Genomic DNA, 16,591 nt, shown 5'->3' with positions numbered 1-16,591 from the left:
GTTGATCCAGGCCGGATTTTTGCGCGCGCCTCCGGCCGAACTGCGCTAAAGGCTCTTTTGGCCGGACCAGCGCCCATCGTGGAAGTGCCCCGCCGGCCGACATCGCCGCCACGGGGCCTTATTCCATGACCACAGAATCCCAAGTACCATCCGACCAGCGCTATGCCGCCTTTCGCCACCGGCCGTTCCTGAGCTACTGGGCGGCGCGCTTCCTCTCGACATTCTCCACCCAGATCGTGTCGGTCGCCGTCGGCTGGCAGATCTACGATCTCACCCGCGACCCGTTCGACCTCGGCCTTGTCGGCATCGTTCAGTTCCTGCCTTCGCTGCTGCTGGTGCTGGTCACCGGCGACGTTGCCGATCGTTTCGGGCGCCGGCTGATCATGGCGCTGGCGGTGCTGGTCGAGGCGGGCTGCGCCTTGGCCCTGCTGCTGCTGACGCTACGCGGCCTCTCCGGGCCGATGCCGGTCTTCATCGTGCTCGCCATGTTCGGCATCGCGCGCGCCTTCTTCGGGCCGGCCTCCTCATCGCTGTTCGCCAATCTGGTGCCGCCCGAGGATTTCGCCAACGCCATCGCCTGGAACTCGTCCGCCTGGCAGACGGCAACCATCGTCGGGCCGGTCGCCGGCGGCCTGCTCTACGGGCTTTCAGCCGAAGCCGCGTACACCACCGCCGCCGTGCTGATGCTGGTTGCCGCCGTGCTGATCTTCACCATCCCTAAGCCTGCCCAGCGCAGCCGGACCGACAGGCCGACGGTACAGACCCTGTTCGCCGGCTTCGGCTATATCTGGAGCGAAAAGATCGTGCTCGGCGCGATTTCGCTCGATCTGTTTGCGGTGCTCCTGTCCGGCGCCTCGGCGCTGCTGCCGGTCTACGCGCGCGATATCCTCGAACTCGGCCCATGGGGGCTCGGCCTGTTGCGCTCGGCGCCCGGCGTCGGCGCCATCTGCGTCGCCATCTGGCTGGCCGGACACCCGATCCGCAACCATGCCGGCCTTGTCATGCTCGGCTTCGTCGCGCTGTTCGGCGCGTTCACGGTTCTGTTCGGCCTCTCGACCATCACCTGGCTGTCGATTGCGGCCCTTGCGCTGCTCGGCGCCACCGACATGTTCAGCGTCTATATCCGCGAGACGCTGATCCAGCTGTGGACGCCGGACGACGTTCGCGGCCGCGTCAACGCTGTCAACCAGGTGTTTGTCGGCGCTTCCAATGAGCTCGGCGAATTCCGCGCCGGTACCATGGCGGCGTTGATCGGCACGGTTCCGGCCGTGGTGGTCGGGGGTGTCGGGGCGATCGCTGTTGCCGGCCTATGGGCGGTGCTGTTCCCGCAGCTGCGCAAGGTGCGTCATCTCAGGGGGCGAAACTGATTACCGCAGCGCCGGCTTGCCGAAAATCATCGGCAGGAACTCGCCGAGCCAGCGCTTGAGGTGGATGTCCCAGATCAGCCGGCCGCCGAGATGGTCGCGGCCGGGCTGCGCGCCGGGCAGTTCGAAGCGGTGCGCGCCGCGCACCACCCAGCGCTGCATCATCGCCCGGGTCAATTCGCCATGGAACTGAATGCCCCAGGCATTGTCGCCATAGCGGAAGGCCTGGTTGGGATAGGTTTCGGCCGTCGCCAAAAGCGTCGCGTCCTTCGGCAGCGAAAACCCTTCGCGATGGAACTGATAGACCATCTCCGGCCAATGCATCAGCCTGCTGCCCGCTTCGGTCGCCTTCAGCGGATACCAGCCGATTTCGACGAGGCCCTCGCCATGGCCCTCGACCCTGCCGCCAAGATGCTTGACCAGCATTTGCGCGCCGAGGCAGATGCCAAGCAGCGGCCGGTTCTCGTTGAGCGGAATTTTGAGCCAGTCGGTCTCGCGGCGGACGAACTCGTCGCCGTCATTGGCGCTCATCGGCCCGCCGAACACCACGGCGCCGGCATGGCCATCCAGCGTCTGCGGCAAGGCCTCGCCGAGCGGCGGTCGGCGGATGTCGAGGTCGAAGCCTTCCTCGATAAGCATATGGCCGACCCGTCCGGGGCTCGAATGCTCCTGATGCAGCACGATCAGGATCTTTGGTCTCGGACTTGGCTTGGGCGGCATTGGAAGGCGGGATCCTGTCTATTCGTCGCTTGAGGTTCCGGCGGCACCAGGAGCCGCGGCGGCCGCCTTGAGGCGCGCCTCGACACGGTCGCGACGTTCGACGCCGATCAGCTCGGCGACCCGCCACACGGTATTGTCCTCGAGCTCGTGCAGCTCGCCATCGGCATAGACGATCTCCCACATCAGGCCGATGAAGGCCTTTCGCGCCTCGGCGTCGAGATGGCGCTTGAGCACGCTGGTGAAAGCGTAGAGGTCGATCGCCTCATTGTCGGCCCGCTCGCCGGCAGCCGCCAATGCGTCGAGTTCGTCGCCGCTGATCGAGTAGCTTTCAGCCAGCACCTTCTTGAACCGTTCCCATTCGGTATCCTGTCGCACCCCGTCGGCGTTCATCACGTGGAAAAGCAGGGCGGACGCGGCAATGCGCGGATCGTCGGCGCTGGGGCTGGCGCCACCACCGGACGGCAGATCCCTTAGAAACGACAAAACGCGTTCGAACATCAAATCATTCCCAATAAGCCCGGGTCCACTTGACCCTGATCAGAACAAACGAAACCGGCGCGTCGATTTATCCGCCGCGTCGTCTGGATCGACGCCGGGGTCGTCGGGCAGCCGCGTCAGCTCCTGCGCCGGCTCGACGGCCTCGGCATCTTCCGGCACTTGGGCAAACGCCGCCGCGGTGATTGGTGTCACATGATCCTCGCCGGCACGGTCGTCCGTCTTCTCCTCGGTCGCTGTGCCCGGTGTCTCCGCCGTGTGCTCGATCGTCCCGGCTCTTTCCTGTACCGGCCTGGCTGGAGCCGCGATGGCCGGCACCGGCGCCTCCGGCGTATCCTCATGACCGTCGATCAACTGTCCGAGCCGCTCCATCGGCGCCCGCCATTCGAATGCGTCGAGCCTGCCGGTGATCGGCGATATCGGAGCCCAGCGCTCGGAGACGACGCCGTCGGCGACCCAAGCCGGGTCGCGCGGCGCTCTCACCGCTTTCGACAGCAACTGCCGCACCTTGCCCTGGTCGGCGGTTTCGGCCTCCTCGATATCGGCCAGCAGCAGATAAGCGCCTTCGCGGCGATCGATGCGGATGGCGGCTTCAGCCTCCCGGCGGGCGGTTGAAAACTTCTGCGCATCTAGCGCGGCGCGCGCCACGGCAAGCGAGGACTCGGCATGGTTCTTCTTCAGCTCCTGCAGCTTCTTTGCCCGGTTCAGCCGGTCGAGCACGGCATCGCCCGGCCTGGCATGGCTGTAGAGCTCGGCGATCTCCGGATGGGGCTCGGCCTTCCACGCCGCCTCGAGGATTTTCGAGCCTTTGCGCACGTCGTTCTGCCTAAACAGCAATTTCGCCGCGACGACCGCCGCCGGTGCAAAATCCGGCCGCAGCCGGTTGGCTTCGAGCGCCGCCGCCCTTGCGGCATTGGCATCGCTGTCGATCAGCGCCTGCGCCTTGGCGGTCAGCAGCACGGCGCGGCGCCGGTTGGCGGCGTCACGCTCGATCTGCCGGGTCGACTTCTGGGCGTCGACCAGTTTCAGCGCGCCATCCCAGTCGCCGCGTCCGGTCAGGTCTTCCAGCGTCGATTCGGCCGCCCAGGCCAGTTGCGGCGCCACCGCCGCGGCACGGCCGGCATAGTGGCGGGCTGCGTTGCGGTCGCCGAGCCGCTCGGCCTCGAGATAAAGTCCGCGCAGGCCGAGCAGCCGCATTTCGGGATCATCGAGCATGGTCTCGAACTTTTCGCGGGCGCCTTCATGGTCGCCTTCGAGCAGCGAGGCCTGCGCGTCGAGCAGCTGGATCAGTGGCTCCTGATCGGAGCGGATCAGCTTTGCCGCTTCCTTGGTCTTCTTGCGGGCGAGCGCGCCGTCACCGGCGCCGGCGGCGATCATCCCGGTCGACAGCGCCTGGTAGCCGCGGTCGCGGCGACGCACGCGGAAATAGCGCGAGATCGTATAGGGGCTGTTCCACAGCGCCTTGACCAGCCACCAGACGATCATCACCGCGGCAACCACGGCAACGACCGCCACCGCCGCGACCATCAGGCTGACCTGGTATTGATAGCCGTTGAAGGTGACGAGCATTTCGCCCGGCCGGTCGGCCAGCCAGGCGAAGCCGAGCCCGAGCGCAAAGACGACGGCAAGGAAGGCGAGGATGCGGATCATTGGGTTCCTCACGCCTTCATCGCGCCGGCGATGAGCGAATCGATCTGCGTCTCGACCTCCATCCGCGCTTTCAGCTTGCCGGCAAAGTCGGCGCCGGCGGCCTTGGCCGCCTCAGGCAGGGTTTCGTATTCGCTGAGCGCCTTGGCGTAGTCGCCCTGGTTGACCGCGACCTCCATGCGCGCGACGGTTTCCGGAACGCCGGTGCCTTCGACGGCGCCGATCGGCCTGACCTTGACCAGCGATTCGGCGCTGGACAGCAGCTTCTGCAGGATGCCGGCATTCTGGTCGATGGGCGTCGCGGCAGCGACCATCGCGTTGGCGGCGCCGTCCGCTTCGGCGGCGATCTCGGAGCGCATCGGGACGCCCTTTTCGGCATAGGTGCGCAACGTCGCGATCTCGGGCGCATCGGGTGAGATCGCGGCAAAGGTTTCGAGCTCGGCGCCGAACGGTGCACCACGGTCGAGCGCTGCCTTGAGCGCCGAAGCGGCAATGGCCAGTGCGATCTTCGGCTGCGAAGCCTGTGCATCGACCTTGCCCGAGATCTGTGAAACCGACTGTTCCAGGGCCGCAAGCCGGCTGTCCTGCGCCTTTGTCGTCTCGCCGGCCGATTTCACCAGCGCATCGAGCGCGGCCAGCCTTTCGTTGAGCGGGCCGAGATCGACCGGCGCCGTACCGCCGGCCTTGCCGAGGGCCGCAACCGCCGTCTCGATCTGCCTTACCTTGTCGCCAAGTGCTGCCAGGCCGGCATTGCCGCCGGCACCGCCTTGCTCGACGGCCGACTTCAACGTCGCAACGTCCGCCCTTACCTGATCCAGCGCCGACGACAGCCCGTCCACCTTGGCCGATGCGTCATTGTTGGCGCCGGCCTGTCTGAGGTCCGCGACCTCGCGTTTCAGCGAAACGATCTCACCATTGACCGCGTCGAGCGACACGCCGCCCGACCCCGGCGCACCGAGCAGGCCGGCAAATTGCAGCCCGCCGGCCGCGGCGAGGGCGATGACGCCGCCGATAATACCGGCGGCGATGCCGTTGATGCCGCTTCGCTTCGGCTGCGCTGCCATATGGTCGTCCCTCGTCTCAGCTGTCTTCTCGCCGGAACCTGGGATCCCCGGTTCGTTGGCCCCGGTTCCGCTGGATGCATCTTCGAAACTGTAGTCGGAAACCGTGGAGCGCCCGGCCGGCGCATCCGAACCGGCGGGATAAGGGGTTTCCGCTTCCCTGGCAGAATCGACGCCGGCATCCGCCGGCTCTTGCGTGCCGGCCGGCGCGGCTGCGTCGGCATGTTCCCATGGCTCGAGATCGGTCTGGTCCGCATGCACCGGCTCTTCAGGTGGCTCCGGCTGCGAGGCGTTCGCCGCTTCCTCGGCCCGCGCCTCGTCGGTCTGCGAGGTCACGGCATCCTGTTCGTCGGCGACTCGCGAGACGGCGCCAGGCTCAAGCTCGATGGTCACCGGCTCACGGCGGCTCTTGGAATGCCGCATCTTCGGCGTCTTGACCATGCTCGGGCTCCGCAAAATTCGCTTCGGGATGGTTTGAAGGGTCTAGCACATCACCAAGCGGTGAAAAGGGGCGGCGTGATGACGCCACGGCCTGGAGTTCAGTTTTGGCAAAACGCCGCAGGGCCGAATCCACGTTTCAAGCCAAGGCCCATGCTCGGCACACAAAAAACCCGCCTCGGCGGGCGGGTCGTTGGAGCCAATTAGCACCATAACTAGATTAGTAGCATAGCTGCCGGCACAAAGCAAGAACAAAATGTGCCCGAGCGCAGTCATCCACGTTGGCACTGCCCCTCATCACCCTGCCGGGCACTTCTCCCCGTATAGTGACGGGGAGAAGGGCTCTCACGAGTCCAGACGCTTCTTCTGCAACGCTGGAGGTTGGCGAAATCCTCGGCGAAGGCACCCTCTCCCCGTCACTATACGGGGAGACGATGCCGGCAGGCAGGTGAGGGGCGGCGCCAACCTTTGGAACAAGCTGGCACAGAGCAGCGGCGGATGCCGGTCAGCGCGACGCCTGCAAAAGTCCCAGCAGCGCGTCCTCGCTGGGCTCAGGCGCAATCCGGATCTCGGCGACATCGCCCAAGGCCGCGGCGATGCGCCCCGATAATCCGAAAAAGCGCGTTTTTTCAAAAACACCGCGCAGCACCGGCCGGCTAGCCAGGGCCTGCATAGCGGTGGCCGCCTTGGCCGAATAGAGCAGCACCGCCTCGACCGGCCGGGCGGACAGGCGCGCAAGAACGGCCTCATCGGAGTAATCCAGGACAACGGTGTCGTAGGTCTCGACGGCGCGGACCTGAACGCCCGACGCCAACAGCCCTTCCTCGAAGCCGGGAAATCGCACCCGCCCGCAGAGATAGACGATCGTCTGCCCCGCGTAACCGCCAGCAAGCGCATCGGCCAGCGCCTCGGCATTGCCCGGGCCTTCGCTGACCGACAGAAACCCGGCAGCGCGGGCGGCTTCCGCCGTCATCCTGCCGACGGCGTGGCACGGCAAGCCGGCGAACGCCGCGATGACCTCTTTCGGCGCATGGCGAACGGCATTGGCGCTGGTGACCGCGACCGCCGCGGCGTCAGCGAGCGCGCCGGCATCGACCGGCAGCGCCACGGTTCCGGTCAATGGCAGCAGGATCGGCTGAAAGCCGGCATCCGCAAGCCGGCGCCCCGTGCGCGACGCGCCTGGTTCGGGCCTCGTCACAAGGACGCGGAGCATGTCAGGTCCAGCCATCGAAGAATGTTTCGCCGGCCTTGGCCCGAACGGTCGCCGCGGCTTCCGCGCCAATGCGCGCCGCCTCCTGCGCCGGCCCTTGCAGCCTGACTTCATGCGACTGCGTGCCATCGGGCGAGATGATCAGCCCGGCAAAGGAAACCGTTCCGCCCGATATCGTCGCATGTCCGGCGATCGGCGTGCGGCAGGACCCGTCGAGCGCCGCCAGGAAGGCGCGCTCGCAGGCCAGCGCCTCGCCGGTCGGCCCGTCGTGGATCGCTGCCAGCATCTGTTCCACGTCGCGGTCTCCGATGCGGCTTTCGATGCAGATCGCGCCTTGCCCCGGCGCCGGCGGAAAGACCTCGAGCGGCATCAGGTCGGTGACGACGTCTTCGAGCCCGAGCCGCTTCAGCCCGGCATAGGCGAGGATGGTGCCGTCGGCGATGCCGTCGTCGAGCTTGCGCAGCCGCGTCTGCACATTGCCGCGAAACATCACCACTTCGACGTCCGGCCGCATCCGCCGGATCAGCGCCTGGCGCCGCAGCGACGACGAACCGATCCTGGCGCCTTGCGGCAGGCCGGCAATCGTTCGCGCCGCCTTGCCGATGAAGGCATCGCGCGCGTCCTCGCGCGGCAGGAACGCGGACAGTTCCAGCCCCTCGGGCAACAGCGTCGGCATGTCCTTCGACGAATGCACGGCGATGTCGATGCGGCGCGCCAGCAGCGCCTCCTCGATCTCCTTGGTGAACAGGCCCTTGCCGCCGGCTTCCGACAGCGGTCGGTCCTGGATGCGGTCGCCGCTGGTCGAGATGACGACCACCTCGAAAGCTTCCGCCGGCATGCCATGCGCCGCCATCAGTCGCGCCTGCGTTTCATGCGCCTGCGCCAGCGCCAGCGGGCTGCCGCGTGTTCCGATTTTCAAGGTTGTTTGCATGACGCGCCGTCCGTGATAACCCCCGGCAGGTTTTCGGGTTTTCTCCTATCGGGGAAAGGCCGACAGTACAATCTGTACGATTTTTGGACAGCGACGAATTGATCCGCGTTCTGGGCATCGAGACGAGTTGCGACGAGACCGCCGCCAGCGTGGTGACGCTGGACGGTCGCAGCACGCCGCAAATCCTGTCGAACATCGTGCTCAGCCAGATCGAGGAGCATGCTGCTTTCGGCGGCGTCGTGCCGGAGATCGCCGCGCGCGCCCATGTCGAGGCGCTCGACGGCATCATCGAGGCAGCGCTCGCCGATTCCGGCGTCGACCTCGCCGACATCGATGCGATTGCCGCCACCGCCGGTCCCGGTCTTGTCGGCGGGCTGATCGTCGGCCTGATGACGGCAAAAGCAATCGCCGCGGCAGCCAAAAAACCGCTGATCGCCATCAACCATCTCGAAGGCCACGCGCTGACGGCCAGATTGACCGATGGGCTCGACTTTCCCTACCTCTTGCTGCTGGTCTCCGGCGGCCATACCCAGATCGTCGCCGTACGCGGCGTCGGCGACTACCAGCGCTGGGCGACGACGATCGATGACGCGCTTGGCGAGGCCTTCGACAAGACGGCCAAGATGCTCGGCCTGCCCTATCCGGGCGGACCGAATGTCGAGAAGGCGGCGGCAAATGGCGATGCGGCCCGTTTTGCCTTTCCGCGCCCGATGAAGGGCTCGGTGCAGCCCGATTTTTCCTTCTCCGGCCTCAAGACCGCGGTCCGCCAGGCAGCCACCGCGATCGCCCCGCTGAGCGACCAGGATGTTGCCGATATCTGCGCCTCGTTCCAGGCGGCGGTGGCGGATGCGCTGGGCGACCGTGTTGCGCGGGCGCTGACCCGGTTCCGTCAGCAATTCCCGGACAAGGCCGAGCCTGCATTGGTTGTCGCCGGCGGCGTGGCCGCCAATCGGACCATCAAGGCGACATTGCAGGGCCTGTGCGAGCAGGCCGGGTTCAGCTTCGTCGCGCCGCCGCTCAACCTCTGCACCGACAATGCGGCGATGATCGCCTGGGCCGGCATCGAGCGCTTGCGCGCCGGCATATCAGGTGAAAACGCCGCCGATTTCGTGCCGCGCTCGCGCTGGCCGCTGGACAGCGTCTCGGCCCCGATGGTCGGCTCGGGCCGGCGTGGGGCCAAGGCATGACCGGCAGCGGGCACAAGGCGCCAAGCGGCTGGCGCGTCGCCGTGCTCGGCGGCGGCGCCTGGGGCACGGCGCTGGCGCTGGCCACGCTGCGCGCCGGTCATTTCGTCCGCCTCTACGCGCGCGACCCGGAGACCGTCGCGGCGGTCGACCGTGGCGAAAATCCGCGCTATCTGCCGGGCATCGCGCTCGATCCCGGCATCGTGGCGACGAGCGACATCGAGGCGGCGCTCGACGGTGCCGACTGCGTTCTGGCGGTAGCGCCGGCGCAATCGTTGCGGATTATGCTGACGGCCGCGTCCAGCCATATGCCGAAAGGCATCCCGCTGGTCCTCTGCGCCAAGGGCATCGAGCGCGACACCGGCGCGCTGCTATCGTCCATCACCGAGGAAATACTGCCGGCAAATCCGGTCGCCGCTTTGTCCGGCCCAAGCTTTGCCACCGACGTCGCCAGGGGCCTGCCGACGGCCGTCGTGGTCGCCGCCCGCGACGAGGCTCTGGCCACCGACCTTGCCGCCCGCTTTTCGGCGGAAAATCTGCGCTGTTATTCGAGCGACGATCTAATCGGCGTCGAGATCGGCGGCGCGCTGAAGAACGTCTTTGCCATTGCCGCGGGTGCCGTCACCGGCGCCGGGCTCGGTGCCAGCGCCCAGGCGGCGATGGTGACGCGCGGCTTCGTCGAATTGCGCCGCATCGGCACCGCCTTTGGCGCCAAGCCGGAGACGCTGATGGGGCTTTCCGGCCTCGGCGACCTGCTGCTCACCTGCTCGTCCGCGCAGTCGCGCAATTTCGCCTATGGGCTGGCGCTGGGGCAAGGCAAGCCGCTTGCCGGCCTGCCTTTGGCCGAAGGCGTGCCGACGGCGGCAATCGCCGCCCGCATCGCCGGCGAGCGCCGGATCGACGCGCCGATCATCGCCGCCGTCGCCGCCATACTGGACGGCACCATAACCATAGACCAGGCTGTGTCGGCGTTGATGACAAGGCCACTCAAGACCGAAACCGACATGTAATCGCGAACGATTGCGGAGATGGAAAGATGCTGTTTGCGTTGATTTGCAAGGACAAGCCAGGAAGGCTGCAGGTGCGGCTCGATACGCGGCCCAAGCACCTTGCCTTCCTGGAAGGGCTGAACGGCGACAAGAAATTGGCCTTCGCCGGCCCGTTCCTCGACGCCGACGGCAAGCCGAACGGCACTCTCGCCGTTGTCGAGGCGCCCGATCTGGCTGCGGCAAGAGCCCTGTCGGCGTCCGATCCCTATACCAAGGCAGGGCTGTTCGAAAGCGTCGAAATCCGGCAGTGGAACTGGAGCTTCAACAAGCCGGCGGATATCTGATGCATGTCGCGCAAAAGTGTGCAGCGGTTTTGTGATAACGACATGCATACAACAAGAACCTAAAGCGCGTCGCATGAGGCCGGTCGAACGCGACGCGCTTTTAGTCGCGGCGGCACCCTGAGGAGGAGCAACACAATGAACTACTGGCTGTTCAAATCCGAACCTTCGGTCTTCTCCTTCGAGGACCTCAAGGCCAAGGGCAAGGCCGGCACGCAATGGGACGGCGTGCGCAATTATGCGGCGCGCAACAACATGAAGGCGATGCAGATCGGCGATCTCGGCTTCTTCTACCATTCCAATGACGGGCTGGACATCGTCGGCATCGCCGAAGTCTGCGCTCTGGCCCATCAGGACAGCACCACCGACGATCCCCGCTGGGAGTGCGTCGACATCCGCGCCTTCAAGGCCATGCCGAAGCCGGTGACGCTGGAGCAAGCCAAGGCCAATCCAAAGCTGGCCGACATGGCGCTGGTGCGGCTCGGGCGGCTGTCTGTGCAGCCGGTGACGCCGGCCGAATGGCAAGAGGTTTGCCGCATGGGCGGCCTGACGCCGGCGCCATGACGGCGCTGACGCCGGACAGCGCCAGGAAATTCATCCTCGACAACACGGCGCTGATGGCGCCGCCGCATGTGCCGGAGATCCGCCTGCACCTGGCCGACGAGGCACATGAACTATGGCAGCGGACCGAGGACGAGCTGACCGAAATCGGCCTGCCGCCGCCCTTCTGGGCTTTTGCCTGGGCCGGCGGCCAAGGCCTTGCCCGCTACATCCTCGACAATCCGGCGGCGGTGCGCGGCAAGCGCGTGCTGGACTTCGCCTCCGGCTCCGGCCTTGTCGCCATTGCCGCGGTGAAGGCCGGAGCTGCCGAGGTGATCGCCGCCGATATAGACCCATTCTGCGCGACCGCGATCCGCCTCAATGCCGAGGCAAATGGGACCGAGATAAAATTCCTCGTCGGCGACTGCATCGGCACCGATGCGGGCTGGGACGTGGTGCTGGCCGGCGACGTCTTCTATGACAAGACTTTCGCCGACAGGCTGATGCCGTGGTTCGCGGCGTTGAAGGCGCGCGGCGGCGACATCCTCGTCGGCGATCCCGGCCGTTCCTATCTGCCGAAGACCGGGCTGGAACCGCTTGCCGTCTACGAAGTGGCGGTGACCCGGGCGCTGGAGGACGCCGAGGTCAAGCGCACCACCGTCTGGCGCCTTGCTTGACGGCATCGCCGAACAGGCGTTCCATCGCGCAATCGACCGGAGGGAACCATGGATTTTTCAGCAATCAATTGGCTGGCGGTAATCGTTGCTGCCGTCGTGGCGTGGCTGTTCGGCGCGGCCTGGTACATGGGCTTGAGCAAGCCGTGGCTGAAGGCCGCCAAGCTTGATCCGGCGACGATGAGTAAATCGATGCTACCCTTCGTCGTCTCCTTCGTCGCGGAGCTCGTCATGGCGCTGGTCATGTCGCTGATCATCGGCGCCGTAACCGGCGGCGAGCCGAGCCTGCTTGCCGGGGTGATCTTCGGCTTCGTTCTCTGGCTGGGGTTCGTCGCCACCACGCTTTCTGTCAACCATCGCTACGAAGGTTTCGGCTGGGATCTGACGCTAATCGACACCGGCCATTGGCTAGGCGTGCTGCTTCTCATCGGCGCGGTGATCGGCTGGTTCGGCGCGGCGGCGACAGGCTGACCGTCAGCTCGGCGTCTTGGCGACTTCCTCGAGGAGCCAAGCGCGAAAGGCGACGATGCGCGCATCGTTCGCCGCAGTCTCCGGATAGACCAGGAAATAGGCGAATTCAGGCGCGACCTTGATGCCGAGTTCGAACGGCCGGATCAGCCTGCCTTCGGACAGGTCGTTTGCCACCATGGCGAAATCGGCGAGCGCGACCGCGTTGCCGTCGAGCGCGGCCTGGACGGCATCGGTCGAGTTGCCGAACACGATGGTCCGGCTGTCGTCGAAATCGTCGACGCCCGCCGCCGCCATCCACATGCTCCAATTCGGCCAGGTGACGCCCTGGCGCGACCACTCGATATGGGCCAGCGTATGATGGAACAGGTCGCGCGGCTCCTTGAGCGGCGGCCCTGACCGCAGCAAGGCCGGGCTGCAGACGGGGATGATGACGTTTTCGAACAGCCGGTGCGAGCGAAGCCCCGGATATTTGCCGGTGCCGAAACGGATGCCGAGATCGACGTCGTCGCGCTCGAAGTCGCGCACCTCGTAACTGATGTCGAAACGCAGCTCGATTGCCGGATGCTGCTTGCGAAAATCGTCGACGCGCCGCATCAGCCACTTCGTCGCGAATTGCGCATCGAGGGTGACCTTCAGCAGCGCCGATCCGCGCGCCGTCTTCTGCGCCCGTGAGACGGCCCGGCCAAGCAGGTCGAGCGCATCGGTCGAAGCTTCGAACAGCACCGCGCCCGCCTCGGTCAGCCGGATCGTGCGGCTGGTGCGTGTGAACAGCACGATGCCGAGCTGATCCTCGATTTCCTTGATCTGATGGCTGACCGCTGCCGGCGTCAGGCCGAGCTCGTCGGCGGCGCGGGTGAAATTGAGGTGCCGCGCCGCTGCCTCCAGCGTCCGCAGCGCACGGGTTCCAGGCAGCAGGCGCGCCATCAGTGCCAGACGAGGAGGGTTCGGTCGAGCATTCCAATCATCAAACAGAACTTGAAGATGCAGAAAAAACTACTCGTTTCCCCTTTGAATTTCAATCCGCCATGCTCTGAACATCGAAGAAACATCAAACCGGATTTGATGTCCGGAGAAGCGGATTGCACCATGTCTGACATCGCCTTGCGCTCGGTAACCCTCCGCCCGGCCTGGCTGCGCGCCATGCTTGACTGGCTTCGGCACGCAAAAATCGCGGTCAGTCTTCCCTACGAAAATGTCGAGGATCTCTCCGATCGCCAGCTTCGCGACATCGGCGGCGAACGCAAGGACATCGCACGCGCCATGGACCGCGAACTCGGCCGGCTCGGCCTTCTCGACATAGGGTGGCAGAGGCCGAGGAAGCGGATAGGGCAGTAGTGAATGGTGAATGGTAAATGGTGAATGGGAAGCTAGGCGGTGCGCCTGCACATGTCCCTACCGATCGCTTCTCGCCACTCACTATTCACTATTCACTATTCACTATTCACTACCTCACCACCCTTACCACCGTCCGCTCCGACAGCAGCGGCAGCAGCCGTGCCATGGTGCGGGCCGTTACCGCGACGCAGCCTTGCGTCGGCGTGAAGCCGGGGCGCGCCAGGTGGAAGAAGATGGCGCTGCCGCGCCCGCGCCGGCGCGGCACAATGTTCCAGTCCAGCACCAGGCAGGCGTCATAGAGATCGTCGGTGCGCAGCATCCGCTCATGGCTGGCGCCATAGGGGATTTTGACCGGGCGGTTGTAGTTGCGGTCCCCAGGCACTTCGCACCAGCCGAGGTCGCGGCCGATCGGCATCATCGCCAGCCGCGTCCGGCGGCCGCCGGCAAAACGGTCGCCGCGAAAATATCCCGACAATATCCGCATCGAGGCAAGCGGCGTGGCGCCGTCGCCCTCGCGCTTGCCGGCCGAGATGCCGCCATGCCCCAGCGCACATGGAAACACGAGTTTGCCGGCCTGCAGAAAGCCCTGGCTGGGTTGGCCGGGGCGCGCGCGCACGGTGAGCACGGTGAGCCCTTTCGGCAAAATTGCGCCGACTGCATTGCGATCGTGTTTTTTCTTGTATGATCGTGCCACGGAACAAATCACTGTGAACGGCTGTTGTGCCGGTCAGCTTCCGCATAAACAGGCAGCGGTCAACTGAAATCTCTTTTCAAAACAACGGATTGATCCATGACTTCACGCACCATTCTGATCGTCGACGACGATGACGACCTGCGCGGCACCCTTGTCGAGCAATTGTCGCTTTATGAGGAATTCGATGTCCTGCAGGAAGCGACCGCCGCCAAAGGCGTCGCCACGGCGCGTGGCGGGCTCATCGACCTGCTCATCATGGATGTCGGCCTGCCCGACATGGATGGCCGCGAGGCGGTAAAGATATTGCGCAAGGGCGGCTACAAGGCGCCGATCATCATGCTGACCGGCCATGATACCGATTCCGACACCATCCTTGGCCTCGAGGCCGGCGCCAACGACTATGTGACGAAGCCGTTCCGTTTTGCCGTGCTGCTGGCCCGCATCCGCGCGCAGTTGCGCCAGCACGAACAGAGCGAGGACGCCACTTTCTCGGTCGGCCCCTACACGTTCAAGCCCAGCCAGAAGCTTCTGATCGACCCGCGCGGCGCCAAGGTGCGGTTGACCGAAAAGGAAGCCTCGATCATCAAATATCTCTACCGTGCCGACCAGAAGGTGGTGACCCGCGACGTGCTGCTGGAGGAAGTCTGGGGCTACAATTCCGGCGTCACCACGCATACGCTCGAAACTCACGTCTACCGGCTGCGCCAGAAGATCGAGCGCGATCCTTCCAACGCGGAAATTCTCGTGACAGAAAGCGGCGGCTACAAGCTGGTTCCTTAAACATTTCATTATTCAAATAAGCGATCCGGGCGGGGCGCTTTTCGGGTACGGTCCTGAGGCTGGAGGTGGTTTTGGATCGGCCTCGTAGGGGAGGAGTCGGACTGACGGTTCGGGGACATAGCTAGATGGCGCTGGATGACGACATCCGCATCCTGTCCACCGTGAGGCTCTTCGAGGGCTTTACGCAGGAACAGCTGCGTCTGCTCGCCTTCGGCGCCGAAACCACCATGTTGAAAGCCGACCACAAGCTTTACCGCGAGGACGACGAGGCTGATTCGGCCTACATCGTGGTCAGCGGCCGCATCGTCCTCTACCGCGAGCACGACGGCGAGCGCATCCCGATCGGCACCGCCGGCCCCGGCACCATACTCAGCGAACTGGCGCTGATCGCCGACACCAACCGGCTGACCAGCGCCTCCGCCGAAATCGATTCGGAAGTGCTGCGGCTCAGCCGCAAGATGTTCCGCCGCATCCTCGAGGAATACCCGGAACTGGCGGTTCACTTGCACCAGCGCATTTTGGAGGATTTCCAGGCGATGATCCGCCGCATCGAGGAACTTGGGCCGCGTTTTGCCGGCTAATATAGCGCCTCTGGCCTAACCAGATCGATTTCGGAACTGCGAGGGCTCAGGGCCGGTGCGTTGCGGAAACAAGCTCGGCCTTGCGTCGCGCCGTCTCCAGTCCCAGCGCAATGAAGCGGCGCGCATGCTTGGCCAGCTCCATATTGTCGGTCCACAGATTGCGCCAGATCGCGGTTTTCCGCGACAGGTTCTCGTCGACGATTTCCGACGAGAAAGATTCGAAGCTGAGGTCGTCGCTGTAGCCGATGGCGGTCAGCGCGTCGAATATCGCGGCAAAATCGATATTGCCGGTGCCGAGGAAGCCGCGATGGCTCTCGCCGATATGGACATAGCCGATCTTCCCGACCGCATTGCGAATGGCCAGGCCGACATCGGCCTCCTCGATGTTCATATGGAAGCTGTCGAGATGCAGGAAGATGTTGTCGGAGCCGCTGTCCGCGATGAAGGCCATGCCTTGCGCGGCGGTGTTGAGCAGATTGCTTTCGAAGCGGTTGACGATTTCGAGGTTGAGGGTGACGCCGGCTGATTTTGCCGTGTCCGCCACCTCAGCCAGCGTGCCGGCGCTGCGGTTCCACTGGTCACGCGTCGGCGCCTCGCTCTGCAAGCCGTGGCTGGTGCTGAGTATGCCCGCAACCTTCTGGCCGCCGAGATCGCGGGTCAGCGCGATCGTACGTTCCAGGATTTCGACGCCGTGCGCGGCAATCGTTTTGTCGGCGCTCGAAATATCGCCGTCGGCCGGCAGTCCAATGCTGATCGCAACGCCGAGGCCGAGATCGGCGATCCGCTTGGCCAAGCCGTCAATGTCGACATTGGCGGGGTCGAGATAGGAGAATTCGATCAGGTCGAAGCCGGCTTCCCTGGTGTTGGCCAGCGTCCGCTCGAGGTCGCCCTGCGCCGAGCTCGCCGACCAGACGAATGAGTGGATTCCGATGCGCGACATGATCGTCTCCGGTTATTTCCAGCTGACCCAAGTCCAAAGCGGTTTTGGCAATCCGATGCTCGGACAAAAAGGTGGGGGGGGGGGGGCGCGCGCCGCCCGGGGGGGGGGGGTGGGGTGTTGGGATATACGCTCCCCCCCGCCCCGGGCCGGGGGGCGGTGGGGGTGGGGTGGGGGTGATATAAATGATGGTGGGGGG

At 65.3% G+C, this 16,591-nt stretch carries 19 protein-coding genes; 10 read left to right on the top strand and 9 right to left on the bottom strand.

Annotation, left to right across the window (positions count from 1 at the left end; genetic code table 11):
* The first annotated feature begins 125 nt into the window (after window positions 1–125).
* Window positions 126–1,367 (top strand): MFS transporter, encoded by a 1,242-nt coding sequence (locus NKJ32_RS00095; protein ID WP_023678198.1) that lies wholly within the window; start codon window positions 126–128, stop codon window positions 1,365–1,367.
* Here the strand turns inward: NKJ32_RS00095 and NKJ32_RS00090 are convergent, their stop codons facing one another.
* The 6 genes from NKJ32_RS00090 to hemC form a co-directional block, all read right to left on the bottom strand.
* Window positions 1,368–2,084, bottom strand: coding sequence for a glutamine amidotransferase (locus NKJ32_RS00090; protein WP_023678199.1), 717 nt, complete (start codon window positions 2,082–2,084; stop codon window positions 1,368–1,370). It lies immediately after the preceding gene.
* 18 nt (window positions 2,085–2,102) lie between these two features.
* Window positions 2,103–2,582, bottom strand: a complete 480-nt coding sequence (locus NKJ32_RS00085) for a tellurite resistance TerB family protein (protein WP_023678200.1) — start codon at window positions 2,580–2,582, stop codon at window positions 2,103–2,105.
* Window positions 2,583–2,621: 39 nt separating this feature from the next.
* On the bottom strand, window positions 2,622–4,229 hold the full coding sequence (locus NKJ32_RS00080; RefSeq protein WP_352826626.1) for a heme biosynthesis protein HemY: 1,608 nt from the start codon (window positions 4,227–4,229) through the stop codon (window positions 2,622–2,624).
* 8 nt (window positions 4,230–4,237) lie between these two features.
* Window positions 4,238–5,728, bottom strand: a complete 1,491-nt coding sequence (locus tag NKJ32_RS00075; protein ID WP_023678202.1) for a COG4223 family protein — start codon at window positions 5,726–5,728, stop codon at window positions 4,238–4,240.
* A gap of 502 nt (window positions 5,729–6,230) precedes the next feature.
* A complete protein-coding gene (locus NKJ32_RS00070; RefSeq protein ID WP_023678203.1) occupies window positions 6,231–6,938 on the bottom strand; it encodes a uroporphyrinogen-III synthase in 708 nt (235 codons plus the stop codon).
* Window position 6,939: 1 nt separating this feature from the next.
* Window positions 6,940–7,866 carry a hydroxymethylbilane synthase gene (hemC, locus tag NKJ32_RS00065; protein ID WP_023678204.1) on the bottom strand — a complete coding sequence of 309 codons (927 nt, stop codon included), beginning with the start codon at window positions 7,864–7,866 and terminating at the stop codon, window positions 6,940–6,942.
* A 101-nt stretch (window positions 7,867–7,967) separates the two neighbouring features.
* On the opposite strand from hemC, the gene tsaD reads away from it, so the two are divergent.
* From tsaD to NKJ32_RS00035, 6 genes are all read left to right on the top strand, one after another.
* A complete protein-coding gene (tsaD, locus tag NKJ32_RS00060) occupies window positions 7,968–9,053 on the top strand; it encodes a tRNA (adenosine(37)-N6)-threonylcarbamoyltransferase complex transferase subunit TsaD (RefSeq protein WP_031212083.1) in 1,086 nt (361 codons plus the stop codon).
* Complete coding sequence (locus NKJ32_RS00055; protein ID WP_352826625.1) at window positions 9,050–10,060, top strand: NAD(P)H-dependent glycerol-3-phosphate dehydrogenase; 1,011 nt, start codon at window positions 9,050–9,052, stop codon at window positions 10,058–10,060. Before tsaD ends, NKJ32_RS00055 begins: the two co-directional genes overlap by 4 nt.
* Window positions 10,061–10,086: 26 nt before the next feature.
* Window positions 10,087–10,383, top strand: a complete 297-nt coding sequence (locus NKJ32_RS00050; RefSeq protein WP_023680472.1) for a YciI-like protein — start codon at window positions 10,087–10,089, stop codon at window positions 10,381–10,383.
* Between the two features lie 135 nt (window positions 10,384–10,518).
* Window positions 10,519–10,944, top strand: a complete 426-nt coding sequence (locus NKJ32_RS00045) for an EVE domain-containing protein (protein WP_023680473.1) — start codon at window positions 10,519–10,521, stop codon at window positions 10,942–10,944.
* Window positions 10,941–11,597, top strand: a complete 657-nt coding sequence (locus tag NKJ32_RS00040; RefSeq protein WP_352826624.1) for a class I SAM-dependent methyltransferase — start codon at window positions 10,941–10,943, stop codon at window positions 11,595–11,597. Before NKJ32_RS00045 ends, NKJ32_RS00040 begins: the two co-directional genes overlap by 4 nt.
* A 48-nt stretch (window positions 11,598–11,645) precedes the next feature.
* Window positions 11,646–12,065, top strand: coding sequence for a DUF1761 domain-containing protein (locus NKJ32_RS00035; protein WP_352826622.1), 420 nt, complete (start codon window positions 11,646–11,648; stop codon window positions 12,063–12,065).
* Between the two features lie 3 nt (window positions 12,066–12,068).
* Here NKJ32_RS00035 and gcvA read toward each other — a convergent pair whose 3' ends face one another.
* Entirely contained in the window at window positions 12,069–12,989 is a 921-nt protein-coding gene (gene gcvA / locus NKJ32_RS00030; protein WP_352826620.1) for a transcriptional regulator GcvA, read from the bottom strand.
* Window positions 12,990–13,151: 162 nt separating this feature from the next.
* On the opposite strand from gcvA, the gene NKJ32_RS00025 reads away from it, so the two are divergent.
* Window positions 13,152–13,400, top strand: coding sequence for a hypothetical protein (locus tag NKJ32_RS00025; RefSeq protein WP_352817338.1), 249 nt, complete (start codon window positions 13,152–13,154; stop codon window positions 13,398–13,400).
* 109 nt (window positions 13,401–13,509) lie between these two features.
* On the opposite strand, the gene NKJ32_RS00020 is transcribed toward NKJ32_RS00025, so the two are convergent.
* On the bottom strand, window positions 13,510–14,046 hold the full coding sequence (locus NKJ32_RS00020; protein ID WP_352456366.1) for a L,D-transpeptidase family protein: 537 nt from the start codon (window positions 14,044–14,046) through the stop codon (window positions 13,510–13,512).
* 144 nt (window positions 14,047–14,190) lie between these two features.
* Here NKJ32_RS00020 and NKJ32_RS00015 point away from each other — a divergent pair, with 144 nt between their 5' ends.
* Together NKJ32_RS00015 and NKJ32_RS00010 are read left to right on the top strand one after the other, a co-directional pair.
* The gene (locus tag NKJ32_RS00015; RefSeq protein ID WP_023680479.1) at window positions 14,191–14,874 is read left to right on the top strand and encodes a response regulator transcription factor; all 684 of its coding nucleotides are present in this window, start codon (window positions 14,191–14,193) and stop codon (window positions 14,872–14,874) included.
* Between the two features lie 125 nt (window positions 14,875–14,999).
* Entirely contained in the window at window positions 15,000–15,455 is a 456-nt protein-coding gene (locus tag NKJ32_RS00010; RefSeq protein WP_023680480.1) for a Crp/Fnr family transcriptional regulator, read from the top strand.
* A 46-nt stretch (window positions 15,456–15,501) separates the two neighbouring features.
* On the opposite strand, the gene NKJ32_RS00005 is transcribed toward NKJ32_RS00010, so the two are convergent.
* On the bottom strand, window positions 15,502–16,395 hold the full coding sequence (locus NKJ32_RS00005) for a sugar phosphate isomerase/epimerase family protein (protein ID WP_352594143.1): 894 nt from the start codon (window positions 16,393–16,395) through the stop codon (window positions 15,502–15,504).
* Window positions 16,396–16,591 lie beyond the last annotated feature (196 nt).

Origin of the sequence: Mesorhizobium sp. M0159, assembly GCF_040322295.1 — a bacterium.
Classification (GTDB): domain Bacteria; phylum Pseudomonadota; class Alphaproteobacteria; order Rhizobiales; family Rhizobiaceae; genus Mesorhizobium.
Note: the sequence above shows the minus strand (reverse complement) of the source record. Positions and strands in the feature narration are given on the sequence as shown.